Below are 22,189 nucleotides of genomic sequence, written 5' to 3'. Positions count from 1 at the left end.
GGATCAGCGTCCCGTAACAATCGAGGAAGGATGGTTGGCCAGGAAGTTGGTCATGAAGCGCAGTGAACGGGCTGTTTCACCCAGCTGCACGACCATGCTCTGCAGGCTGCGATGGAAGTCCGTATCACCGCCATAACTGGCCAGAAGTTTGTTGGCGTTCTTCAGTGTATTATCAAGCTGTTCGCTCATTTCAGGCAGACGCTTCATCAGAGGCTGCAAGCCCTTGTCCGCATGATCGGCAAGATGGTGCAGACTGTTCAGGGAATCCCGCAGATTTACGAGAGCCTGCTTGACCTCCGGGCTGTTGATGCGCTGATCGGCATGAGCAAGCAGATTGTTCGCATTGTCGCCAATCTTATCCAGCGGCATGGCGGCGAGCTTGTCAGACACTGTGGACAGCGACTGCATGATCCCGCTCATACCACCAGCCTGACTGGGCAGGATAAGCGTATTGCCTTCCATGTAGGTTTTGACGTCCTTGGCCGACTTGACGAAATCCAGAGAGATGTTGGTTTCACCCGTCAGCATGCTGACACTGGCAGCTGAGGCGCGCATACCGTTCGCGACCAGAGCCTGAAGTGTGCTCACAAGCGTGTCGGTGTGAATCTGCTCCGGCGACAGGACGCGCTCAGGCTGGATATCCATCGCGACACGGACCTGTGCATGACCGGTCGCCTGATCGATCTGCAGTTTCACACCCGTAACGGAACCGACCTGAATACCGAACATTGTGACTGGACTTCCAACAGCCAGTCCGGAGACGGAAGACGACAGGTAGGTCGCGACCGGAACACGCTCGTGGTAGCCGGCGTTATCCGCGCTTTCCTTGTCATCATAGAGCTGGAAAATCGTATTGGCGGGCGCTTCTGTCGCCTCGTCATCCGTGCTGGTACGATTGAGCGAGAACGCAATACCACCGGAGAAGAGCGCCTGAATGGACTGCATCTGCACCTTCAGACCACCCGCCCCAAAACCGACCTTCACACCCGACACATTCCAGAAACGCGTGTTGGTGTGGAGATAATGGTCATACGGCTCTCTGACGAAAAATTGGATCATCACCGGCCCCACGCCGCCGGGAGGAAGCGTATAGCCCAGCACTTCACCAACATCGACATCACGGAAGAAGACTGGTGCGCCAGGACCGATCGAACCAATGGCCGGCGCGACAAGCGTATAGGTCCGACCGGGCTGATCGGACTGGATGCCCGGTGGCGATTCAAGACCTCTGAATGCCGTTGTGCGCTGCCCTCCGGCTGTCCCGGGGTCAAACGCGATATAGGCGCCCGACAGAAGGGTTTCCAGACCGGTGACACTGGCGCCATTGATACGCGGACGCACAACCCAGAAACGGGATTTGTCCGTCAGAAGTCCGGACGCGCTGGAATTCATCTGCACGCGAACATCAACGTGGTGCATGTCCTTCGACAGCGTGATGGACGAGACAGTGCCGAGCGTCACGGCCTTGTTCTTCACCTGCGTCTGTCCACTGGTCAGACCATCTGCCGTATCGAAGGTGATGAGGATTTCCGGCCCACGATTGTACAGGCTGCGCCACAGCAGGAAACCGGCGATCAGAACCGATATGATCGGGATGATCCAGATGATGGAAAAGCGCGTCTTGCTGACAGTCGCTTCGGGTAACCTGCTGTCGCCCTGCTCTTCATTTCCTAAAGACTGTTGCGAAGAAGAATTGTTCTGCTCGGAAGTCACGCTCTTACCGGCTCCATCTTGTCCTGTTCCTCAGGGCTTGGTGTCCCGGAAGATTCTGATACTGCGTTTCCGGCACGGGCGTCATCCTCCGGAAGTTGACCATTACGTCCCGCGACATCCCACATCAGACGTGGGTCAAAGCAATGCGCTGCAAAAATGGTGATGACCACAACGGCGGCAAACGACACCACGCCAGCATTGGCCACCACATTGGCCAATGAACTGAAGCGGACCACCGCCACCAGAATGGAAATCATGAACACGTCAATCATGGACCAACGACCAATAATATCGATGATCCTGAACAGCTTCGATCTGAGCATCAGCTTTTTCTTCGATCCAAGCTTGGTCGTTACGATCATGTAACTCAGCCCGAGAATCTTGGCGACCGGGACAGTAACACTGGCAAACAGAACCAGCAGGGAGAGTGGGATCATGCCATCCTCCCACAGTTCTATCGCACCTTCGATGATGGTGTGACCGCCACCGCTGCCGACCTTGATGACTGTCATGACAGGAAAAAGATTGGCCGGCAGATAGAAAACAAAGGCTGACAGCACCAGCGCCGAGGTGCGGCTCAGACTATTGTTTTTCCGCTTGCAGAGATTGTGTCCGCAACGTGGGCATAGCCCCACGCTCCGGGTCTGCGGCACCGGCTCGGGGAACACGCCGACAAGCCCACAGGAGTGGCAGGACAGCATATGCTCCGGGGGAGGCATATGTCCGCCAAGGTCAGCCATGGAAACCCGATCCACCTGTACCTGATTACCATCGGGGAGCTGAATAGCCCCTTCAACCCGACGCCGCTGCCAGATCCGCTCCTGATCCAGCGTCTGATCCGTTGCCGCCATACTGATCATCAGGGCCGCAATGAGATAGGCCGCAGGACCAACCTCAACATGCGCCATGTCCACCAGTTTGGTGTAGGCCACGAAAATCCCGAGAATGTAGACTTCCATCATCGACCAGGGACGGAGCTTTTCGTACCACGCGAGAAGATGCGGCGCCCAGTCCGGCAATTCCTCGAAAAAGGCCGCCGTCAGGATCATGCCCATCATCGCGATGACGATACCGGGCGCGAGAATGGTGACCAGCCCGACCAGAATGCCGACCTCGCCCCAGCCTTCATGGAGTAGCTCCATCGGCCCCGTGAGGAGATCCACGGACCGTTCCCGCCCATAAAGATTGAGCGTCATCAGGGAGGAAGCAAGCGTCGCCAGATAAAGAGCAGCCGAGGTGATGCAGAAAGCCAGCGGGGTCGCTAGAGGACCGCCCTTGTTGCGTCTCTCCAGCAACTGATCACAGCGTACGCATCGTGCGACAGTGCCCGGAGCAATCTCCTCCAGTTGCTGGAATTCCCCGCAACAGGGACACTCGACCAGATCGTCAACGACTTGAACATGACTGCTGTGATGCTGCTTGCCGCGCGTAAAATTTATTGCGCTGCGATACAGCCGGGAAGGTAAGGACGACGCCATGACAGCACTACCTTAGCGTGAACCGACAGGGGCCGATAGACCGGCAACAAATTCCAGCTATGTGCTGGCGTAGCCCTGCAAAGCTCACCGACCCCTTCCCGAAATATTCTGGATAGAAATCCTTTCCATTTCCTCTCTCGCGGAAGAGAAAACAGGTAAAATCGTGTCAGGTTTTCACTGCACTTCCACGAGGTGCTACCAGCTTGAACATGGGCCCTGTCAGCATCGTGGAAATCACAGCCAGCATCATGAGCGAGGCAAACGCAAACTCCGAAATCATCCCCTGCCCCAACAGAATGGTGGCCGCGACAATTTCCATCAGCCCCTTGCACTGCAACAGGGAACCGATTGCCAGCGCCTGTCGCCTACTCAGATTGGGAGCGGGCGGAAAGACATAGACCGACGCAATCTTGGCGATGATCGAAATGGCCACGAGGCTGAAAGAAGCGACCACGGACGGCCATGTCAGCGCATCGCCATTGATATGCAGACCACTGTGACCAAAGAAAAGTGGCGCCAGCCAGATCAGCGCGAAGGTTCCGACCTCCTCCACAGGGAGACGACGCACCCAGCTCGGCGGCATGATCGCACCGGCAAAATAGGCGCCGATAAGCTCATGCAAGCCAAGCTGTTTGCTCGCCCATGAGCCGGCCGCCAGATAAACCGGCACCGTCGCCCAGATGACCCAGGAAGGAGGATGTTTGAAATGTCGCGACGCCCATGTTCCGGCAGCAGCCAGCCCCGCCAGCAGTGCGACAGCCAGAAACTCCAGCCCGGTCCAGCCGTGCAGCGCAGCGCTTCCCTTTTCTGCGAACTGGAGAATGGCGAGACCAATCCACAGCGCCGCGTCATCGACGACAGCCAGTTTGAGAGCGAGCTGACCGAGCGGACGCTGGGAGGCATCGAGTTCCCGCACCACACCGATCAGAACCGGCAAGGCGCTCACTGCGATGCAAAGACCGATTGAAACGGCCGCCACCCAAGGCGTGGCCTGAGGAGGATGCCAGCCTTTCAGTGGCAGAAAGAACATGTAGGCGAGAATGGAGCCAGTAATGAGCGGACCGCCCAACGCGACAGCGGCTCCACCAAGCAGCCGACCTACGGAGGTCTGGGGCACAGCATGGGGAGATGTGTCTTCCCCAGGATGCTGCCACATCTCCAGTCCCGCCGTAAAAGCCAGAACCAGAACAGCCACCCAGCCAATTTCATCGCCGATGACGGAAGGGATACCCATATCCGCGACAGGAATATGAAGAACAGCCATTCCCATACCCAGAAGTATAGGAAGAACAACTATCGGCAATACTTTACCGATAAGCCTCCACAACACCCACGGAACCAAAACAAATATCCCGACATCCGCAATAAGAGCGATAAAACTCTCCATTTAATCTCCTCACCTGTCACATCCAACTCAACATCAATCGCATGCAAAAGTGTTATACACAGTTTATATTGAATTTTTCAATTAAAGATACCTTGATATGCATATATTTGATCCTGGACAGTCCATCAACCCAAGTATGGTCATGATTTTTCCGAAATCAGACCTATTTCAGCCTTACGATCCTACCCGAAATCTGATGCGCACATCCTTGAGCTACCTCGATGCGTGCCTCGTCTGAACGGACACGATGTCGGCACCACAAAAGAAATTCCTGTCTCCAGACACAAACGACACAAACTCTCGCCCAGTTCCCGCGTCTTGATTAAGACCGCCTTCATGGCGGCGAGGATCAGACCCGCATGCTTCAGCCTTTTCCTTCTGTAGCTTCTGCCAAAGAGGATTCATTTCTCCAAAGAAGGCGTATCGTCGCCATTCCTGCCTGCAACGAAGCCGAGCATATCGTTCCCTGCCTTCTGGCGCTGGCCCGACAGGAGGGACCGAAGCCTCATAAAGTTGTCCTCTGGGTCAACAACACGCAGGACACTACCTGCGAGCGCGCACTTTCTCTGCTTCCCAAGCTGCCTTACGAACTGGACGTGGTGAGTGTCACCTATTCCCCCGACAACGCTCACGCCGGACGCGCCCGACGCGACGCCATGTGTCACGCAACGCTCGGCGCACCGGCAGACGCCCTCCTGTTCACTACGGACGCCGATGCAGAAGTTGCGTCAGACTGGATGCAGAAAACACTTGAGGCGTTCAGCCGCTACAATGTCGCCGCCGTCTTCGGAAGAGCGCTCCTGCTTCCGGACGAAGCCCTGAAAATCCCCGCCCACCTACATCAGGACGATGACAGGGAGCAGGCTTATGGCGCGCTGCTTGAACAGATCACGGCAAAAATGAACCCTGAGCCTCATGATCCCTGGCCCCGGCATGCCGAACATTCCGGTGCAAGCATCGCCGTCACTCATGAGGCCTGGAAGCAGGTTGGGGGGATTCCCCTGACCCCTAGCGGGGAAGACCGCGCTTTCTATCATGCGTTACGCCGAGGCCATTTTCCGGTCCGTCACTCGCCCGACGTGAAAGTCTATGTTTCGGCACGTTTTGTCGGTCGGGCGCGAGGCGGCATGGCAGAAACGCTCGCCCGACGGATCATCGCTCAGGATGACTGTATTGATGAGGCGCTGGAAACGGTCTCTGCACGAATGCTTCGCGCCAGACAGTATCTTTCACAGCGTCAGGATAGTCGGATTCAGGATTCATTTGTGGAGAGAACGGTAAACCCCTCCCCCATCCGGCGCGCTGAACTGCACCTGCATCACCAACGTGCTGAACGCGTGCTTGCCTTTCTCAACAGGTCTCGTGCGGGTCTTCCGTCGTTGGTTCGCCAGCGTAGCGCACTCTTTCAAGACGATACGATTTCGAACGTTCGCTGTAATCCACTTCCCAGAAGCGCTCCGCACAGGCTTGTATAAAACAGTCGGCGGCCTCATCGCCTGTGCAGGGTGTATCGGTATGTCCTGTCCAGTTGACCAGAAGCAGCACTCCGTCCTTCTTCAGACTGGTCGTTACACAGGCAGCCAGTTTGCGAATATCGTCTTTTGTCAGAAAATAGAGCAATTCTGATACGATCATCAGATCACACCCGGCGGCCTGCGAAGCAGGATAACCGCCCGGCAGAAATGCCTCGACAAAACTGACATGCTGCATCTCCGTGCAACGCGTCCGTGCCATGCCAAGAGCTGTCACGGAGGCATCCATGGCCAGAACACGATCGCAGCGTTCTGCCAGCTTCCGGGTGCCGACCCCAATGGCGCAGCCCAGTTCCACCGCGAAACCGGTATGCTCGTCGGGGATACAGGACAGCAAATGCTCCAGCTTGCTCAGTTCATAAGGCGTGGTCTCAAAATCCCACGGATCGGCACTGGCGCGAAACAGCGCTTCAAAGACATCCGGTAGCCAGGTTTCCTTGGTCATGACGTGATGAAACATTCATAAGGACGAAGCAGTTTTTCCAGAAGCGCCTCGGGCAGCACGAAGCCGTTCGGATCATCATCAATCACCAGTCCACGCTGACTCCGATGCGCATGGACTGCCGCCCGTTTCACAGCGAGATGAGCGCTGATATCGAGACGTGAGCCGATAGGTGACGGCTCGTCAATCACCGTCTCGGGAGGCAATGTAAGCCCCCAGACCGGGTAGGCCAGCACAGTCAGGTCCGGGTATAGAGACCGGAGCGCATCCCCCATCAACGAGACGGCTTCGTGATCGCAGTGAGGATCATGACGCCACGGCACGAGCACATTCGCACACTCATGACGCCGGCAGAGTTCGGTCAATGTCTCTACAACCGCATCGAATGCCGGTCCTCTGGTCGGAACCGCCGTGTCGCGCAGACGAAGGAAGATCACGCGCTCCACCGGAAGTCCGAGCAGGCGCAAGGCATCGCGAGCTTCATTCTCTCTCAGCTCCCGCAATCGTTCGGCAGGCCAGAGACGGGAGTTCGGATGAGAACCAATGCCGTCCGACGCAATGACGACGATGGGAGGTCGTCCCAGCCTGACGGCTTCGGCGATGAAACCGCCGCATCCAAGACTCTCATCATCAGGGTGTGGCGCGATGACCAGAGCAGTGCCGGGAGTGATGGCATCCAGTTCGCGCAAAGGCAGTTCGGCAAGATCCACAAGGAAATCCGCGACTCTCATGTCATGTCCTTCGGCCATTCATGCTCCGTAAACCAGCCGGCTGCTTCAGTCAGGGTTTCGTCGGGAGCCGGCTGACGCAGATATGTCGCCAGATCGCGCATGACGCGCTCCACGGGTCGGCCTCTAACAAACGCCATCACGCCGAGACCACGCTGCACAAGAGGGATCAGCGCAAGAGCCGCCTGTTCGACCGCGATGCGGGCAAGATTGACGATGGCGACCGTTTCTCCCGCCTCAGCATGGGAATTGCAGGCCGCCATAGCCGCCCGCCGCACCCACATGGACGCTGTTTCCCGAAGGATCAGAGCCTCGCCGATCCGCACCTGCTGATGCGGGTTTGAGGCACGACCCCGCCCACGCAATTCATCCAGCAGCAGATGGACCAGATGATCCATGCCGCCCAGCGCGACAGCCGAGCCTCGCCATGCTCCTGCTGAAAATTCAGGCTGACGAAGATAATCACCCGGTTTTCCAATGATGTTGGTCGATGGAACGACAACGCCGGTAAAGTCGTAGGAGCCTGTGCCGCTGCCGCTCATGCCGGTGAGATGACCGGGTCCCGGTCCCATACGGGCCTTTTCCCCGACCGGAACGAGCACCATGACTGTATCGCCGTGCTCCGTTCGGGCCGTGATCAACGCCACACCAACAGCCCGCACAGCGCTTGCGAAACCTTTTTGTCCAGTAAGCCTGATTTCATTCCCGCTCCGGACAAGAGCCACGGGGGGAGTGCCGTCTGTTACCCAGATTCCGGCAAGAATGTTGTGCTGGAGATATTCTGCCAGAACAGCACGCTGTTGCGCGGAGCCATAGAGCGACACCAGTCGAACGACATTGATATGCCCTTCCAGACAACGCCCCAGAGCAAGGTTAAGCCGCCCTGCGAGCCGCAGCAGTTCCGAAAGCGCCTCCATTCCGACTGGAGAGTCGTGCAAGCCGAGCCCACCGTTTTCAACAGGTAGAGTGGCTGACAATGCCCCTATTTCTGCAATTTTTTGCAAAAGCCGAGAGGGAAAATTCTCTTCGTCATCGACAGGTCCGTGCTCTTCCTGCTTTTCCAGAAGGCGGAGCGCATTACGAAACCTCGATAGAGTGTCCTGGAAGGCTAACGTGGGCGCAACAGGCATTCCGTCTTCTCCCACATCGACAAAGAACTGCCGGATCATGAGAGAAACAAACGCTTCAGTGCGTCTGAAGTTTAAGCAGAGAATTCAGTCTGGATTGAAAGACGTCAACGAAAAGACATTTTTCAGACGTGCGGGACAAAATGCGCGCGCAACTGATTGAGCGACGTCTGACTTAATTATTCAATTGTAGTCTGGAAACCGCGAAGTGAGTGGTGCCGGTTAGAGGATTCGAACCCCTGGCCCCATCATTACGAATGACGTGCTCTACCAACTGAGCTAAACCGGCCCGCCTTGCGGTGGGTGGCTTCTAGCGCAGGTGCATAAGCAGCGCAAGTATGTAATGCCGAGATCGGAAAATATTTTCCGCACCAGATTCATGCTTCATTTCAAAGGGTTAAATTGAATTAGGGAGCTCAGGTGCAGAAAAAATCTCTCTCCACAAACATTGAGCGAGATTCTTTTGTCAGTGGCTCTTGCACACATTCACAAGACCGTGAGGAGCATCAACAAATCGCTCATAGCCTTATCTCGCGGAGGCCAAATCAACTGATAAAAATTAAGTTTTATATTGTAAAATCAAGACAGTAACTGAATACCATACATTCTCCTGACCTGATCACTTCCTGCTCTGGAGGCTAAGGGCTGCCATGCGACAGAACTGTGGCGAAGAGCGTCAAGGCAGGGTATCGTTCTTAATCACAGCCACACAGAATAAGGATGACGTGTCATGGCATGGAACACACCGAAAATCACCGAAGTGCCTTTGGGCGCTGAAATCAACAGCTACGTTTGCGGCCAGAAGAAGTAAGATCCTTTCCGGGATCTTGTTTTCCACAGCCAGAAACGCCGCCCGCCTCGCGCTGGCGGCGTTTTGCATTTACAGACCAGTATCATGATTGACCTTATTGTCCTCGGCGCCGCTGCTGGCGGTGGCTTCCCCCAGTGGAACTCGAACGCGGAAGGCTGCCAACGCGCCCGCTCCGGCGACCCTCTCGCCCCTGCCCGGACTCAGGCGTCCATTGCCATCAGCGGTGACGGTGAGGAGTGGTTCGTGGTCAACGCCTCGCCCGATCTCCGTCAGCAGATCAACCAGACGCCAGCCCTTCATCCCAAGACCGGACTGCGGTCCACACCCATCGCAGGTGTTATTCTGACCGGCGCTGAAGTGGACACTATCACCGGCCTTCTCACCATGCGTGAGCGTCAGCCGTTCGAAATTCTGGCGACCCGGCAGGTTCTCGACCAACTCGACGCCAATCCAATTTTCGAGGCCGTGAACCGCTCTGTCGTGACACGCAAGGAATTCCCACTCGACGAAAGCATTGCGCTTACAAAGTCAGATGGAACGCCAGCCGGACTATCCGTCACGGCATTTGCTGTGCCCGGAAAGGTTCCGCTTTACGCAGAAAAGGGCGCGAACCCGGCGGAAATCGTTGAAAACGGTGAGACTGTCGGGCTGGAAATCACGGACGGCAAGCACCGCGCGCTGTTCATTCCGGGTTGCGCCTGCATGAACGATCGGCTTCGCGCACGCCTGAAAGACGCGGATCTTGTGCTGTTCGACGGCACATTGTGGACTGACGACGAGATGATCAAGGCGGGGCTTGGTGAAAAAACCGGCAAGCGTATGGGCCACATGTCGGTCAATGACACAGACGGCACGATTGCCGCCTTCCGTGACCTGAACGTGCAGCGCAAGGTCTTCATCCACATCAACAACTCGAACCCCATTCTGCTGGCCGACACTCCCGAACGGGCCGAAACGGAAGCCGCCGGGTGGGAAGTCTCTTACGACGGCATGAGGATCACCCTATGAGCGTAGCCCCTCTTTCCCCCGCCGAACTGGAAGCCGCACTGCGCGCGATCGGTGCCGAACGCTACCATAACCGGCACCCGTTCCACCGGGCGCTGCATGACGGAAAGCTCAATAAGGGACAGGTTCAGGCTTGGGCGCTGAACCGCTACTATTATCAGGCGCGTATCCCGGCCAAGGACGCGACTTTGCTGGCTCGTCTGCCAACGGCGGAGCTTCGCCGTGAATGGCGACGTCGTATCGAGGATCATGACGGCGACACTCCCGACACAGGCGGCATCGCCCGCTGGCTGCGTCTGACAGATGGCCTCGGTCTGAACCGTGAGTATGTGGAATCCCTTGAAGGCCTGCTGCCCGGCACCCATTTCGCTGTAGATGCCTATGTGCATTTCGTCGGGGAAAAGACCATTCTGGAAGCCATCGCCTCCTCTCTCACCGAGTTGTTCTCGCCGACCATCATTTCCGAGCGCGTCGCCGGGATGCTGCGGAACTACGACTTCATCACAGAGGAAACGCTGGCCTACTTCACGCCCCGGCTGACACAGGCTCCGCGTGATTCCGACTTCGCTCTTGCCTATGTAAAGGAACATGCCCGCACCGTGGAACAGCAGAACGCCGTGCTCAACGCCCTGAAATTCAAATGTGGCGTCCTGTGGTCCATGCTGGATGCGCTGGATTATGCCTATGTGACGCCGGGCAACATTCCGCCGGGCGCGTTCCGGCCTGCATGATGACATCCCCCTCTCCTGCCCTGTCAGAAACTCTTGTCCCGGCTTTCGCTCGCGGCACACGGCTTCAGCATGACAGGGTGCGCGACCAGTGGATCGTTCAGGCTCCGGAGCGCGCCTTTCTGGCTGATCCAATCGCTGCGGAAATTCTGAAGCGGGTGGATGGCGCGACGTCTCTCCAGACGATCATCGACACTCTGGCCACAGATTTTGCGGCCCCGCGTGAGGTGATTGCGGGCGATGTACTGGCCATGGTCGCCTCGCTGGCCGAGCGTCAGGTGCTGATATGGAAGGCATGATCGCGCCACCACCGATGAGCCTGCTGGCGGAGTTGACGCATCGCTGCCCGCTGCAATGCCCTTACTGCTCCAATCCACTGGCTCTGGAGCCGAAGAACAACGAACTCTCTACCGAGGAATGGCTTCGCGTTCTCGATGAAGCCGCGGCACTCGGCATCCTTCAGGTGCATTTTTCCGGTGGCGAGCCTATGGCGCGCAAGGATCTGCCGGAGCTTGTGCGACATGCCGCCAAGGCTGGTCTATATAGCAATCTGATCACGTCCGGCGTGCTGATGGACCGCGACAGTCTGGCGAAGCTGGCTGACGCGGGGCTGGATCATGTCCAGCTGTCCTTTCAGGACGTTGACCCGAAGCAGGCTGAAATCATCGGCGGCATGAAAGGCGCGCAGCCTCGCAAAATCGAAGCGGCCCGACTGGTTGTGGAAGACGGGATGCCGCTGACCCTGAACTTCGTCATTCATCGTCTGAATGCCGACCGGGTGCCGGCCATGCTGGATCTGGCGGAAGAGCTTGGCGCTCGTCGTGTCGAAATCGCCCACACGCAATATTACGGCTGGGGTCTGAAAAACCGTGCGGCCCTGCTGCCCACGCGTCACCAGCTTGAAGCGACTGAAAAAGCTGTTGCAGAGGCGCGGGAGCGGTTCGGTTCACGTCTCGCCATCGACTTCGTGACACCGGACTATTACGCCGACGAACCCAAGCCCTGCATGGGTGGCTGGGGACAGCGTTTTCTCAACATCACCCCATCAGGCCGGGTGCTGCCGTGTCACGCGGCGGAGACCATACCGGGTGTTGTGTTCCCGACTGTGCGTGAGGCGTCACTGAAGGATATCTGGGAAAAGTCGAAGCTGTTCCAGATGTTCCGTGGTGTGGACTGGATGCCGGAGCCCTGCCGCTCCTGTGATCGTAAGGAGATCGACTGGGGAGGCTGCCGCTGTCAGGCACTTGCCCTGACCGGGCGCGCAGACGCTGCTGATCCAGTCTGCCGTCGATCTTCTGATCGTGGTGTGGTGGATGCGGCTCTGTCGGAAATCAATGGAGCGATCAGTCCTGCGTCGGAGACTTTTGTCTACCGACGCTATGGTTCAGGCGACTAACCACCTCGACTTGAGGCAGAAAGAAAAATCTTTCTGCCTCAATGGTGAGATCAACCGTTAGTCTTGGCCCATTCCGGGTGATGCTTGACCGTGATGTCACGGCCTTTCAGCATCAGATCCCAATATACATGCGGGAAGACCTTGGCCTTGAGCATCCATGCGAAGCTGCTGGGCTTGCGCTGGTCATATGGGAAGCTGGGCGCAGGCTTTCCACCGTAAAGGAATTCCGCCAGCACCACCTTGCCGTAACCGACCGTCAGCGGGCAGGCACCATAGCCATCGTAGATGCTTGTAAGCGGCTTGCCTTCCAGCGAGGCCAGCACATTCGCCACAATAACAGGCGTCTGCGCACGAGCTGCCGCCATGGTCTTGGCGTTGCTTGTGCCGATCACGTCGCCTGCACCAAAAACGGTGTCATATTTTGTGTGGCGAAGCGTCGAGGGATCAACATCGACCCAGCCACCGGCTCCGGCGAACGGACTGTTCTTGATGAAGTCCGGGGCACTCTGTGGTGGCGTTACATGCAGCATGTCGAAGTTACGTGTTTCACGCGACTTGCTGCCATCCGCTGCCGTCACTTCAAACACCGCGACTTTTGCCTGCCCATCCACTGAGACAAGATTGTGCTTGTAGTGCAGATTGATGCCGTAATAATCGACGGCATACTGAAGCGACGGGCGGTAATAGGCTACGCCGAACAGCGCGTCGCCCGCCAGCAGGAAGTCCACTTCCGTGCGGTTGAGAACGCCTTCCTTGCGCCAGAAGTCCGAGGCCAAATAGGCGATCTTCTGCGGAGCGCCTGCGCATTTGATCGGCATCGGTGGCTGCGTGAAAAGCGCCTTGCCGCCGTTGAGCGTCTGGATGCAGGTCCAGGTATATTCGACATGCTCCATCGAATAATTGCTGCACACACCATTCTTGCCGAGCGTCTCGCTGAGACCTTCGATCTTGTTCCAGTCGAGTTGGAGGCCGGGGCACAGGATCAGGCGACGATAGCCGATGCGCTGTCCGTCATCCAGAGTGACAATGTGGTCATCAGGCTGGAAAGACTCAGCCGCAGCGCGCAGCCACGTCACATCAGCAGGAATCAATCCCCCTTCCTGCCGCAGGGTCTGCTTGAGGGTCATGACCCCTGCCCCCACCAGCGTCCAGCCGGGCTGGTAGGCATGGGTCGTTGCCGGGTCAATGATTCCGATGGAGAGAGACGGGCGTTCACGGCGAAGACGGGCCGCTATGGCGATGCCTGCCGTACCGCCTCCGACAATGAGAATGGTGAACTGTTTGTCAGGCTGAACCGGCGTGGCGACTTCAGTCATGATCTTCGTCTCCTTCAAAGGAATGCAGTTTCACATCACGAGTGTGTGTAAGCCTGCGCTCAGAGGAGAGTTGCATCAAGGCCTCTCTCGCATGAGAGCGCGCATATCCGCATTGGGCAATCAACACAGCCTTTTGGGCGTGCTGAAATTACAGCGACCACCTGCCGCACTCATGGTACGACAGGCTTCATATCTCAGGCTTCTTCGTTGCCTTTGATCCAAACTTCAACCGGTCCCTGAAGTTTCATCGTCATCGGCTTGCCTCGACGGTCAAGCGACTTGCCCACCGCGACCCGGACCCAGTTCTCACTGAGGCAGTATTCCTCGACGTTGGTCTTTTCGACGCCCTTGAAGCGGATACCGATTCCACGGGCCAGAAGCTCTTCGTTGTAGAATGGGCTTTCCGGATCAACGGACAGACGGTCTGGAAGAGTATCGCTCATGAAACAAACACCTGTATCGGGTCAGATATGAAACAGGCCATCCGAAGATGGCCTGCTGAATGATAACCGTTCGAAGAGCGTCTGGCTCAGACGCCGCGGACGATCACACTGGCGTTGGTGCCACCAAAGCCAAAACTGTTTGAGAGCGCAATATTGACCTTACGCTGCTGCGCTTCATGCGCCACGCGGTCGATAATGCTTTCCCGTGATGGGTTGTCGAGGTTGAGCGTCGGCGGAACAACGCCGTCACGAATGGCCAGCATGGAGAACATCGCTTCCACAGCACCGGCAGCCCCCAGAAGGTGACCGATTGCTGACTTGGTGGAAGACATGGCCACCTTGCGTCCATCGTCACCAAAGAGACGCTCGACTGCATCCAGCTCAAGATCATCCGCCATGGTGGATGTGCCATGCGCATTCACATAGCCGATGTCACCCGGCGTGATGCCTGCACTGCGAACCGCCGCGAACATGGCGCGATACGCACCCTCATGGCCCTCGGCAGGAGCCGTGATGTGATGCGCGTCACCGGACATGCCGTAACCGACGACTTCACCGTAGATCTTGGCGCCACGCTTCTTCGCGTGCTCGTATTCCTCAAGCACAACGATGCCGGCACCCTCGCCCATGACGAAACCGTCACGGTCGCGGTCCCACGGGCGGGACGCCTGTTTTGGGCGATCGTTGAAACCGGTGGAAAGCGCACGGGCAGAGCAGAACCCGGCGATACCGAGTTTGCAGACCGTTGCCTCGGCACCACCGGCGATCATCACATCGGCGTCGCCGAGCATGATGAGACGCGCCGCATCACCAATTGCATGAACGCCTGTGGCACAGGCTGTCACGGCTGAATGATTCGGTCCCTTGAAGCCGTACCGGATCGATACGTTTCCAGATACAAGATTGCCCAACGCCGACGGAATGAAGAACGGAGACAGACGCTTCGCCCGCCCCTCATACACCGTAATGGAGGCATCGTAGATCGTCTGAAGACCACCAATGCCGGAGCCGATCTGCACGCCTGTAGCGCAGCGATCTTCCTCCGACTCGGGCTTCCACCCGGAATCCTCGACAGCCTCTGCGGCCGCGATCATTCCAAGATGGATGAAGCGATCCATCTTCTTCTGGTCCTTGACAGGAATCCAGTCCGAAATGGTGAGCTTGCCCTCGGAGGTAGGGCCTTCCGGCACCTCACCACCGATATGCGCCGCAAGTTCGCTCGGATCGAACGAGTGAATACGGTCAATCCCGCTTTCACCCGCGATGAGACGCTTCCAGACGTTCTCGGTACCAAGCCCGAGAGGCGTTACCATCCCCATACCGGTGACGACCACGCGTCTCCGTCCCAAATCTGATCCGCCCGACTGCAGCAAGCTCACTCGCCCCCTGATTTCCAGAACAAAATGGGTCCGCGCACCAGTTGCATGGACCCGTCAGATACAGAGAACCTTAAGCGGCTTTCTGTGCCTCGATGTAATCAATCGCGTCTTTCACGGTCGCGATCTTCTCGGCTGCGTCTTCCGGGATCTCTACGTTGAAAGCCTCTTCAAACGCCATCACCAGTTCGACCGTGTCGAGGCTGTCTGCACCCAGATCGTCGATGAACGACGCGTCCGGTGTCACCTTGCTCTCTTCAACGCCGAGATGCTCGACGACGATCTTCTTAACCTTATCAGCGATTTCGCTCATCTGTTTCTGCTTCCTGTATGCCCAAGCATTTCGGGCTAATGGTTGGCGCTCACCCCGTCCCGGCCACAAGCCGGAGCAGGGCATTCGAACGGGGCAACCGAGGTATGCCCAACGAGGCTGCGGGGGCGATTAGCACGGAAATATTCCCGCCGCCAAGCGGATGCATGAAAAGCATGACGTTTCATGATCGCACCGTGTTCAAAACCGGTCACCTTCCTTAGCTCACGTTTTTGAGAAAAGGTAGTCTCAGCAACGAATTCCAAGCAATTCGTCTTATATCATCGCCATCCCGCCATTGACATGCAATGTCGCACCGGTGACCCACGCGGCCTCTTCCGACGCCAGATAAACCACGGCGGACGCCACATCGTCGGGCGAGCCCATGCGGCCCAGCGGGATAGACCCTACCAACTTCTCCTTCTGCGCATCCGGCAGCACATCCGTCATCGCCGTGGCGATAAAGCCCGGGGCCACCACGTTCAGCGTCACGCCACGGGAGCCGGCTTCTTGGGCCAGAGACTTGGTCATGCCCACCAGACCGGCCTTGGCGGCGGCATAGTTGGCCTGCCCGGCATTGCCAGTTGTGCCGACGACGGACGCGATGCTGATGATCCGTCCCGCACGCCGACGCAGCATGCCCTTGAGCGCCGCACGGCAGAGTCGGAACGGCGAGGCCAGATCGACCTCAATCACCTTGGACCAGTCCTCATCCTTCATGCGGATAGCCAGCGTGTCCCGCGTAAGCCCCGCATTATTCACGAGAATATCGAGAGGCGCTCCGGCGACTTCCTCGGCGCGGGACACAAGCTGTTCCGCCGCAGCCGGGTCGGACAGGTCGGCTGCCACGACATGCACACGCTCACCACCCAGCGCCGCCGCCCGTTCTTCCAGAACGGATTCGCGGGTGCCGGAAAGCACGACTGTCGCGCCCTGCTGGTGAAGCTGACGGGCGATGGCCTCGCCGATGCCGCCAGTTGCGCCGGTAACGAGCGCAACCTTGTTGGAAAGACTGAACATAAATCTCTGTCCTGTTCGAATGAAATCAGACCGAAGGAGGAAAGGACCGTCAGAGGGTCCGGAGGAAGCTGTCGATCGTGTCGAGCGTGCCGACAGACTCGGTTTTCGCATCCGGCGCAATCCGACGAATCAGGCCTGAAAGAACTTTGCCCGCTCCGAGTTCCACAAAATGATCGACACCCATGCTGACCATGGCATCGACACTCTCACGCCAGCGGACCGTACCGGTCACCTGCTTGACCAGCAGTTCACGAATCATGTCGGGCGATGTCACTTTCGCGGCCGTCACGTTGGCGATGATCGGCACGATGGGCGCTTTCACGTCGGCCTTATCCAGAGCCTCGGCCATCTCATCCGCTGCCGGACGCATCAGGGAGCTGTGGAATGGAGCAGACACAGGCAGTTTGACGGCCCGTTTGATGCCCTTTTCCTTGGCGATCACAATTGCCCGGTCGATGGCCGCCATCTGACCGGAAATCACGATCTGGCCGCCGCCATTGTCATTGGCCACTTCAAGAATCTCGCGCTGATCCGGCTGTCCTTCAACTTTGAGAACCACCGCTTCCTCGCACACTTCCTGTGCCTGCTCAGGTGTCACGCCGATCAGCGCGGCCATCCCCCCCTCACCGGCGGGCACAGCGCGCTGCATCGCACGACCACGCAGACGCAGCAGACGAGCCGTTTCAGCAATTCCGAAAGAACGGGCCGCAGCAAGCGCGGAATATTCACCAAGAGAGTGACCGGCCATCAGCGTCGCCTTGGTGGCGAAATCCACGCCCCCTTCCCGCTCCAGAACCCGGACTACGGCCATCGAGACCGCCATCAGGGCAGGCTGGGTGTTCTCGGTGCTGGTCAGTTCTTCCGCTGGGCCTTCAAAAATGATCTTTGAAAGCTTCTGCTCAAGCGCGTCATCAACTTCCTGAAAGACTTCCCGCGCTGCCGGAAACGCATCCGCCAGATCCTGTCCCATGCCGGGAGACTGACTTCCCTGACCCGGAAAAACAAAGGCGTAGACAGACATTCAGTAGCTCCTGGACAGATGATGAAATGCGATCAGCCCGTCGTCCGGCGGGCCTGTAAGTGCGGAAAATCCGGCAATACGCAGGGTGATGAAAGGAAAACGTCACGGAATGTCAATGCAGAGGCCATTGTTACCCTTGTTAACAAATCGTCATTCCACGTCAGACATCCTGCAGGAAACCCAGTTTTTCTTTTTCTGAAAGCGTGAGGACGAAAATGGTTCTGGCAACGGATATTGATGTCAAAGGCACGGACGGCGTCTGGCGACCGATGACCGTCCTGACGGCGCTCTCCATGAAACCTGACGACCGCAAGGCACGCAGTTTCCGGTGTCGCGAATGCAAGGGGCATGTCCGTCTGCACGGTCCGTCGAAGAGCGGCACGATGCAGGCTCATGCGGAACACGCTACTCGCTGGGCAGGCTGCCCTCGCAGCGACTGTTACGATGGGCGCGGCTTACGTCCGCACCCCAATCCTGCCCTGTAAGAACGAAGCATCCTACTGACGAAAGCGCCAGGTCAGCACCAGCAGGACATCCCACACTGTCGCCGGGTATTCCCGCAGATGCACCCAAAGCCTGCGCCTGTGGGACAAATCGGTGCGCGAAGGCGCTGGAACAGATACGGTGATCCAGCCCAGCGCCCGCAGCATGGCGACACAACGCATCATGTGAAAATCGCTGGTGACGACAGCCACAGGGCCACCATATCCCCGCGCACGCAGAAGCTTCGTGCAGGCAATGGCGGAATCACACGTATCAGCCGAGCCATCCTCCCGCAGGATGGCTTCCTCTGACACCCCCGCTGACAGCAGCAGATTGGCCATCACATTCGCTTCGGTCCGTCCGGCCTGTGGGACGCCACCGGTCACGACATACAGGCTGTCACTGTGTTGTGCACCAAAACCAAGTGCGGCCTGCACACGCGCCAGAAGCGCCGGGCGCGGCGAGCCGTCAGGATATAGAGCGGCACCGAAAACGATGACAGGAAGCATCTCGGTTCTTCAGGAAGACGGCAGAGAAACCGAAAGCAGTCCGAAAGGAGCTAACGCTGCCACGGTGTCCCGCCACACACTTTCGAACTGGGACGCATCAACCCCGCGCGTCTCCAGCCGGGCTGCGAGATCCGCCACCGTGTTGCGTCCGTCGATCAACGGGAAAATGCCACGCGCCTGCGGAGGAAGCTGCACGATAACCGCCTCGCTTCCCTCACCTACACTCAGCTGATGTGTGTCAGTCATGGCCATGGCGAGGCGAATACCCTCCACGCCATGAAGCTTCGGAACAGCCTTTGGGTCCATGCAATCTGGCGTGGCCGACGACACTTTGCCCTCCTCAGCGAGGCAGAAGCTTGCCGCGCTGCCATTCCTCGGCGGCCTCATCAGCACTCATGCCCAGATGTCGGACTGCGTTGTCGAGGGCGCTCACAACCTTGTTGCCAAGCGTCAGTTCATCCAGCTCGTCAATCAGATCGCTATCCGCCTTTGCGCGCGATTCCTTGTTGATCAGCAGACGCGCTTCCAGTTCTGAACCTGCCGCGCCTTTAGGGTCAGCAAGCGGACGGAGCGGGATAGAGTGAACGAGATAGCACGGCGTGAACAGCGGCAGGACGACTGGCTCGCCAGCCTCGATCGCAGCTGCGGCTGTCTCGTACGCCTGTTCATCCGGCTGGGATTCGATCGTGAACCCTGCTTCCGTCAGACGATAGCCCGCCACAACCTGCCGCACGCGGGAAACAAGGCTTTCCGGGGTAATGAGATTGCGCGCAACGGATGACGCCGCCAGTCCTTCGATTGAGGTTAGCCCAGACAGGGCGCTTCCCGCACTTTCCGAAACAAAGAAACCGAAACTGGGACGATACAGATTACCCAGCGTTTCCACGGCGGGAGAGAGAAGCCCCTCATCCATCGTCGGCAGCCATGCCGTGGCGAAAAGATCGATCTCCCCATCGGCCATCATTTTTGCAAGAGAGGCGTCATCTCCCGCGATGTAATCCGGCTCGATCTCATAAGCCTCCAGAACACGCGCAACGGCTGCCGCCACCACAGCGTGCAGAGGAGTGTTCCGATAGGCGAGTGTAAATGCGGTCATCAGGAAATGTTCTTTTCTGTATCCAAAGAAGGGAGAGGCGGAACGAGGGTCCGTCAGTTCAGGACGGCCCTCCGAAAGTCAGTCGCAGACTACCAGATTTTCACCCGCTGGTCCGGTGAAAGATACAGCTTCTGGTCAGGCTGCACATTCCAGGCCTTGTACCAGGCGTCGATATTGTGCGCCGGCAGATTGACGCGGGCGGCGGGAGCCGAATGTGGATCGATCACAGCCAGCTGTCTGGCGCGATCCTCACGCACCTTCATCCGCCAGACCTGCGCCCAGCCCAGAAACACCCGCTGATCTCCGCTCATGCCGTTCAGCACCGGCATATCCTTGCCAGTCAGTGAGGCATGATAGGCATCCAGCGCCAGAGTCAGACCACCGAGATCGGCGATGTTCTCGCCCATTGTTAGCTTGCCGTTGAGATGCACGCCCGGCAGCACTTCAAACGCATCATACTGCGCGCCCAGCCGTTCGCCGAGTTTCTCGAAACGGGCGGCATCCTCTTTGGTCCACCAGTCGCTCAGACGGCCATTTTCATCGAACTTGCGGCCTTCATCATCGAAACTGTGTGTCATTTCGTGACCGATAACGCCGCCGATCGCACCGTAATTGACGGCATCATCCGCGTGCGGGTCAAAGAATGGCGGCTGAAGGATCGAGGCCGGGAACACAACCTCGTTGAAGACCGGATTGTTGTAGGCGTTCACCGTCTGCGGCGTCATATCCCACTCATCGCGATCCACCGGCTTGCCGAGATGCGCCAGCCAGTAACGCCACTCAAAGGCGACTGCGCGGGCGGCATTGCCGTACACGTCGCCCGATGTGACTGTCAGATCGCTGTAATCACGGGATTTCTTGGGATAACCGACCTGAATATCGAAATGGTCCAGCTTGACCAGCGCGTGCTGCTTTGTGGCCTCGGCCATCCAGCTGTTGTTCTGGAGCCTGACACGGAACGCCGCTTTCAGACGGGTCGTGAGAGCCTCCATCTTGATCTTGCTCTCAGGCGGGAAATACCGGTCGACATAAATCTTGCCAATCGCCCAGCCCATCGCGTTGTCTGTGGCGTCGGTCGCCCGTTTCCAGCGCGCCGCCAGTTTCGGCTGCCCGGCTATGGTCTTGCGGTTGAAGTCATAGGACGCATTTACAAAGGCGGAAGACAGCGTCGAGGCGGAGTTGTTGGTCAGGTGGAAGGCCAGCCACGCCTGCAAAACCGGCAGTGGCGCAGCCCCCAGTAGTTTCGCCTGTCCGGTAATCGCGGAAGGCTCACCGACGATAATTCTGGCGGCGTCTGCCTGCTGCACTGTCAGGCCAGCGCCATCCAGCCACGCGGCCCAATCAAAGCCGGGGGCCTTTTCCGTCAGGCTGGCGACTGTAAACGGATTGTAGGTCTTATCGGGATCACGCAGATCAACACGCGGCCAGTGCACTTCGGCCAACTTGCTTTCCAGCGCAACAATATCCTTCGCACGGGCCTCCGCATCCTGCCAGCCGATAAGGGTCAGCATCTTCGCGATATAGGCTTCATACGCCTTCTTTTTCGCAGCGAATTGCGGTTTCAGGTAATAATCCCGGTCAGGCATACCCAAGCCACCCTGATCCAGCGCCAGCGCGAAGCGTGTCGGATCCTTGGCGTCCGGCTGGATGTACAGGGAGAAAGCGGAAAACTGGAAAGATGTCTGTCCGGTCCCGATCAGGCGAGCGAATTCAGCCGGCGTTTTCAGAGCACGAATAGCGGCGAGATCGTCCTGAAGCGGCTTTGCTCCCAGCGCCTCGACCGCTTTTTCATCCATGAAACTGGTATAATATACTGCCAGCTTCTGTTCCGTCGTCTGCGGCGCGACAATGCGTTTTTTCGCCAGATCCGCAAGAATATCACGCACGCGCTTCTGGGACAGATCGCGCAGGGCGTCGAACACACCGAAAGACGTCCGGTCAGGCGGGATCGTAATGGCTTTTACGGCCTGTCCATTCGCATAATCGAAGAAATCATTGCCGGGCAGAAGCGTCGTGTCGCGTCCAGCCAGATCAAACCCCCAGGGCTTGATGGCTGGTCCGTGCTCGGCTGTGGCGGCCATCGCAGGTGTAGCGAGGCTGGAGGCCAGCATCAGGCCGGACAGAGAGGAAAAAAGGACGGACTGACGGACTTTGTTCTTCAAACGCGACATACAGAGACAACACCTTGGTGACACAGGAACGATCACTCGTTCCCTGTTTCAACGATCTGTTCCGGTCATGGTAGGACGCCGATTGGCACCGGTCAAA

Annotated in this window: 22 protein-coding genes, 1 tRNA gene and 1 pseudogene; 7 read left to right on the top strand and 17 right to left on the bottom strand. The window is 57.9% G+C overall.

Features of this window, described 5'->3' with window-relative positions; genetic code table 11:
- Positions 1 to 3: 3 nt before the first annotated feature.
- The 3 genes from B3759_RS16435 to B3759_RS16425 all read right to left on the bottom strand — a co-directional run bounded on the left by B3759_RS16435 (position 4) and on the right by B3759_RS16425 (position 4,578).
- Positions 4 to 1,713 (bottom strand): intermembrane transport protein PqiB, encoded by a 1,710-nt coding sequence (locus B3759_RS16435; protein ID WP_291367678.1) that lies wholly within the window; start codon positions 1,711 to 1,713, stop codon positions 4 to 6.
- Positions 1,710 to 3,191 carry a paraquat-inducible protein A gene (locus B3759_RS16430; protein WP_291367676.1) on the bottom strand — a complete coding sequence of 494 codons (1,482 nt, stop codon included), beginning with the start codon at positions 3,189 to 3,191 and terminating at the stop codon, positions 1,710 to 1,712. The genes B3759_RS16435 and B3759_RS16430 overlap by 4 nt, the downstream gene beginning before the upstream one ends.
- Before the next feature lie 166 nt (positions 3,192 to 3,357).
- Complete coding sequence (locus B3759_RS16425; RefSeq protein ID WP_291367674.1) at positions 3,358 to 4,578, bottom strand: cation:proton antiporter; 1,221 nt, start codon at positions 4,576 to 4,578, stop codon at positions 3,358 to 3,360.
- Positions 4,579 to 4,937: 359 nt separating this feature from the next.
- Between B3759_RS16425 and B3759_RS16420 the strand changes: the two genes are divergently transcribed.
- Positions 4,938 to 6,053 carry a glycosyltransferase gene (locus tag B3759_RS16420; RefSeq protein ID WP_291367672.1) on the top strand — a complete coding sequence of 372 codons (1,116 nt, stop codon included), beginning with the start codon at positions 4,938 to 4,940 and terminating at the stop codon, positions 6,051 to 6,053.
- A 73-nt stretch (positions 6,054 to 6,126) separates the two neighbouring features.
- Here the strand turns inward: B3759_RS16420 and B3759_RS16415 are convergent.
- The 4 genes and pseudogenes from B3759_RS16415 to B3759_RS16400 all read right to left on the bottom strand — a co-directional run.
- A pseudogene (locus B3759_RS16415) lies at positions 6,127 to 6,555 on the bottom strand (SAM-dependent methyltransferase); the annotation flags it as partial.
- Entirely contained in the window at positions 6,552 to 7,283 is a 732-nt protein-coding gene (locus B3759_RS16410; RefSeq protein ID WP_291367670.1) for a PIG-L deacetylase family protein, read from the bottom strand. The pseudogene B3759_RS16415 and the gene B3759_RS16410, both read right to left, overlap by 4 nt.
- A complete protein-coding gene (locus B3759_RS16405) occupies positions 7,280 to 8,410 on the bottom strand; it encodes an acyl-CoA dehydrogenase family protein (RefSeq protein ID WP_291367705.1) in 1,131 nt (376 codons plus the stop codon). Before B3759_RS16405 ends, B3759_RS16410 begins: the two co-directional genes overlap by 4 nt.
- Before the next feature lie 210 nt (positions 8,411 to 8,620).
- Positions 8,621 to 8,696: transfer RNA gene (locus B3759_RS16400), tRNA-Thr, on the bottom strand.
- Between the two features lie 441 nt (positions 8,697 to 9,137).
- Between B3759_RS16400 and pqqA the strand changes: the two genes are divergently transcribed.
- The 5 genes from pqqA (at position 9,138) to pqqE (ending at position 12,347) form a co-directional block, all read left to right on the top strand.
- On the top strand, positions 9,138 to 9,218 hold the full coding sequence (gene pqqA / locus B3759_RS16395) for a pyrroloquinoline quinone precursor peptide PqqA (RefSeq protein ID WP_010666882.1): 81 nt from the start codon (positions 9,138 to 9,140) through the stop codon (positions 9,216 to 9,218).
- An 84-nt stretch (positions 9,219 to 9,302) separates the two neighbouring features.
- A complete protein-coding gene (gene pqqB / locus B3759_RS16390; RefSeq protein WP_291367668.1) occupies positions 9,303 to 10,226 on the top strand; it encodes a pyrroloquinoline quinone biosynthesis protein PqqB in 924 nt (307 codons plus the stop codon).
- On the top strand, positions 10,223 to 10,954 hold the full coding sequence (pqqC, locus tag B3759_RS16385; protein ID WP_291367666.1) for a pyrroloquinoline-quinone synthase PqqC: 732 nt from the start codon (positions 10,223 to 10,225) through the stop codon (positions 10,952 to 10,954). Before pqqB ends, pqqC begins: the two co-directional genes overlap by 4 nt.
- Positions 10,951 to 11,250, top strand: a complete 300-nt coding sequence (gene pqqD / locus B3759_RS16380) for a pyrroloquinoline quinone biosynthesis peptide chaperone PqqD (protein WP_408736512.1) — start codon at positions 10,951 to 10,953, stop codon at positions 11,248 to 11,250. The genes pqqC and pqqD overlap by 4 nt, the downstream gene beginning before the upstream one ends.
- Entirely contained in the window at positions 11,238 to 12,347 is a 1,110-nt protein-coding gene (pqqE, locus tag B3759_RS16375; RefSeq protein WP_408736511.1) for a pyrroloquinoline quinone biosynthesis protein PqqE, read from the top strand. The genes pqqD and pqqE overlap by 13 nt, the downstream gene beginning before the upstream one ends.
- A gap of 50 nt (positions 12,348 to 12,397) precedes the next feature.
- Here the strand turns inward: pqqE and B3759_RS16370 are convergent, their stop codons facing one another.
- The 6 genes from B3759_RS16370 to fabD form a co-directional block, all read right to left on the bottom strand.
- Entirely contained in the window at positions 12,398 to 13,663 is a 1,266-nt protein-coding gene (locus B3759_RS16370; RefSeq protein WP_291367662.1) for an NAD(P)/FAD-dependent oxidoreductase, read from the bottom strand.
- 194 nt (positions 13,664 to 13,857) lie between these two features.
- Positions 13,858 to 14,106, bottom strand: coding sequence for a DUF3297 family protein (locus B3759_RS16365; RefSeq protein WP_010666875.1), 249 nt, complete (start codon positions 14,104 to 14,106; stop codon positions 13,858 to 13,860).
- Between the two features lie 86 nt (positions 14,107 to 14,192).
- Positions 14,193 to 15,440: a beta-ketoacyl-ACP synthase II gene (fabF, locus tag B3759_RS16360; protein WP_373278055.1), complete on the bottom strand. Its 1,248-nt coding sequence runs from the start codon at positions 15,438 to 15,440 to the stop codon at positions 14,193 to 14,195.
- Positions 15,441 to 15,555: 115 nt separating this feature from the next.
- Positions 15,556 to 15,795 (bottom strand): acyl carrier protein, encoded by a 240-nt coding sequence (locus B3759_RS16355; protein ID WP_010666873.1) that lies wholly within the window; start codon positions 15,793 to 15,795, stop codon positions 15,556 to 15,558.
- Positions 15,796 to 16,068: 273 nt separating this feature from the next.
- A complete protein-coding gene (gene fabG, locus B3759_RS16350; RefSeq protein ID WP_291367659.1) occupies positions 16,069 to 16,812 on the bottom strand; it encodes a 3-oxoacyl-[acyl-carrier-protein] reductase in 744 nt (247 codons plus the stop codon).
- Between the two features lie 49 nt (positions 16,813 to 16,861).
- Positions 16,862 to 17,833: an ACP S-malonyltransferase gene (gene fabD, locus B3759_RS16345; RefSeq protein WP_291367657.1), complete on the bottom strand. Its 972-nt coding sequence runs from the start codon at positions 17,831 to 17,833 to the stop codon at positions 16,862 to 16,864.
- Positions 17,834 to 18,048: 215 nt separating this feature from the next.
- On the opposite strand from fabD, the gene B3759_RS16340 reads away from it, so the two are divergent.
- A complete protein-coding gene (locus B3759_RS16340; protein ID WP_291367655.1) occupies positions 18,049 to 18,318 on the top strand; it encodes a hypothetical protein in 270 nt (89 codons plus the stop codon).
- A gap of 12 nt (positions 18,319 to 18,330) precedes the next feature.
- Here the strand turns inward: B3759_RS16340 and B3759_RS16335 are convergent, their stop codons facing one another.
- From B3759_RS16335 to B3759_RS16320, 4 genes are all read right to left on the bottom strand, one after another.
- Positions 18,331 to 18,825 (bottom strand): YdcF family protein, encoded by a 495-nt coding sequence (locus B3759_RS16335; protein ID WP_291367653.1) that lies wholly within the window; start codon positions 18,823 to 18,825, stop codon positions 18,331 to 18,333.
- Positions 18,826 to 18,834: 9 nt separating this feature from the next.
- Positions 18,835 to 19,155 (bottom strand): hypothetical protein, encoded by a 321-nt coding sequence (locus B3759_RS16330; RefSeq protein WP_291367651.1) that lies wholly within the window; start codon positions 19,153 to 19,155, stop codon positions 18,835 to 18,837.
- A 10-nt stretch (positions 19,156 to 19,165) separates the two neighbouring features.
- Entirely contained in the window at positions 19,166 to 19,921 is a 756-nt protein-coding gene (locus B3759_RS16325) for a glycine betaine ABC transporter substrate-binding protein (RefSeq protein WP_291367649.1), read from the bottom strand.
- A gap of 89 nt (positions 19,922 to 20,010) precedes the next feature.
- Positions 20,011 to 22,092 carry a M13 family metallopeptidase gene (locus B3759_RS16320; RefSeq protein WP_291367647.1) on the bottom strand — a complete coding sequence of 694 codons (2,082 nt, stop codon included), beginning with the start codon at positions 22,090 to 22,092 and terminating at the stop codon, positions 20,011 to 20,013.
- Positions 22,093 to 22,189 lie beyond the last annotated feature (97 nt).

It is taken from the genome of Acetobacter sp. UBA5411 (assembly GCF_002409645.1).
Taxonomy (GTDB): domain Bacteria; phylum Pseudomonadota; class Alphaproteobacteria; order Acetobacterales; family Acetobacteraceae; genus Acetobacter.
Note: the sequence above shows the minus strand (reverse complement) of the source record. Positions and strands in the feature narration are given on the sequence as shown.

Excerpts from the sequence above, each read along its gene's own strand:
- B3759_RS16405 (WP_291367705.1), bottom strand. The coding sequence starts at position 8,410 with ATGCCTGTTGCGCCCACGTTAGCCTTCCAGGACACTCTATCGAGGTTT.
- fabG (WP_291367659.1), bottom strand. The coding sequence starts at position 16,812 with ATGTTCAGTCTTTCCAACAAGGTTGCGCTCGTTACCGGCGCAACTGGC.
- B3759_RS16340 (WP_291367655.1), top strand. The coding sequence starts at position 18,049 with ATGGTTCTGGCAACGGATATTGATGTCAAAGGCACGGACGGCGTCTGG.
- fabD (WP_291367657.1), bottom strand. The coding sequence starts at position 17,833 with ATGTCTGTCTACGCCTTTGTTTTTCCGGGTCAGGGAAGTCAGTCTCCC.
- B3759_RS16320 (WP_291367647.1), bottom strand. The coding sequence starts at position 22,092 with ATGTCGCGTTTGAAGAACAAAGTCCGTCAGTCCGTCCTTTTTTCCTCT.
- B3759_RS16325 (WP_291367649.1), bottom strand. The coding sequence starts at position 19,921 with ATGACCGCATTTACACTCGCCTATCGGAACACTCCTCTGCACGCTGTG.
- B3759_RS16430 (WP_291367676.1), bottom strand. The coding sequence starts at position 3,191 with ATGGCGTCGTCCTTACCTTCCCGGCTGTATCGCAGCGCAATAAATTTT.
- B3759_RS16365 (WP_010666875.1), bottom strand. The coding sequence starts at position 14,106 with ATGAGCGATACTCTTCCAGACCGTCTGTCCGTTGATCCGGAAAGCCCA.
- B3759_RS16425 (WP_291367674.1), bottom strand. The coding sequence starts at position 4,578 with ATGGAGAGTTTTATCGCTCTTATTGCGGATGTCGGGATATTTGTTTTG.
- B3759_RS16355 (WP_010666873.1), bottom strand. The coding sequence starts at position 15,795 with ATGAGCGAAATCGCTGATAAGGTTAAGAAGATCGTCGTCGAGCATCTC.
- B3759_RS16370 (WP_291367662.1), bottom strand. The coding sequence starts at position 13,663 with ATGACTGAAGTCGCCACGCCGGTTCAGCCTGACAAACAGTTCACCATT.
- pqqE (WP_408736511.1), top strand. The coding sequence starts at position 11,238 with ATGGAAGGCATGATCGCGCCACCACCGATGAGCCTGCTGGCGGAGTTG.
- B3759_RS16410 (WP_291367670.1), bottom strand. The coding sequence starts at position 7,283 with ATGAGAGTCGCGGATTTCCTTGTGGATCTTGCCGAACTGCCTTTGCGC.
- B3759_RS16335 (WP_291367653.1), bottom strand. The coding sequence starts at position 18,825 with ATGCTTCCTGTCATCGTTTTCGGTGCCGCTCTATATCCTGACGGCTCG.
- pqqC (WP_291367666.1), top strand. The coding sequence starts at position 10,223 with ATGAGCGTAGCCCCTCTTTCCCCCGCCGAACTGGAAGCCGCACTGCGC.
- pqqB (WP_291367668.1), top strand. The coding sequence starts at position 9,303 with ATGATTGACCTTATTGTCCTCGGCGCCGCTGCTGGCGGTGGCTTCCCC.
- B3759_RS16420 (WP_291367672.1), top strand. The coding sequence starts at position 4,938 with ATGCTTCAGCCTTTTCCTTCTGTAGCTTCTGCCAAAGAGGATTCATTT.
- pqqD (WP_408736512.1), top strand. The coding sequence starts at position 10,951 with ATGATGACATCCCCCTCTCCTGCCCTGTCAGAAACTCTTGTCCCGGCT.
- pqqA (WP_010666882.1), top strand. The coding sequence starts at position 9,138 with ATGGCATGGAACACACCGAAAATCACCGAAGTGCCTTTGGGCGCTGAA.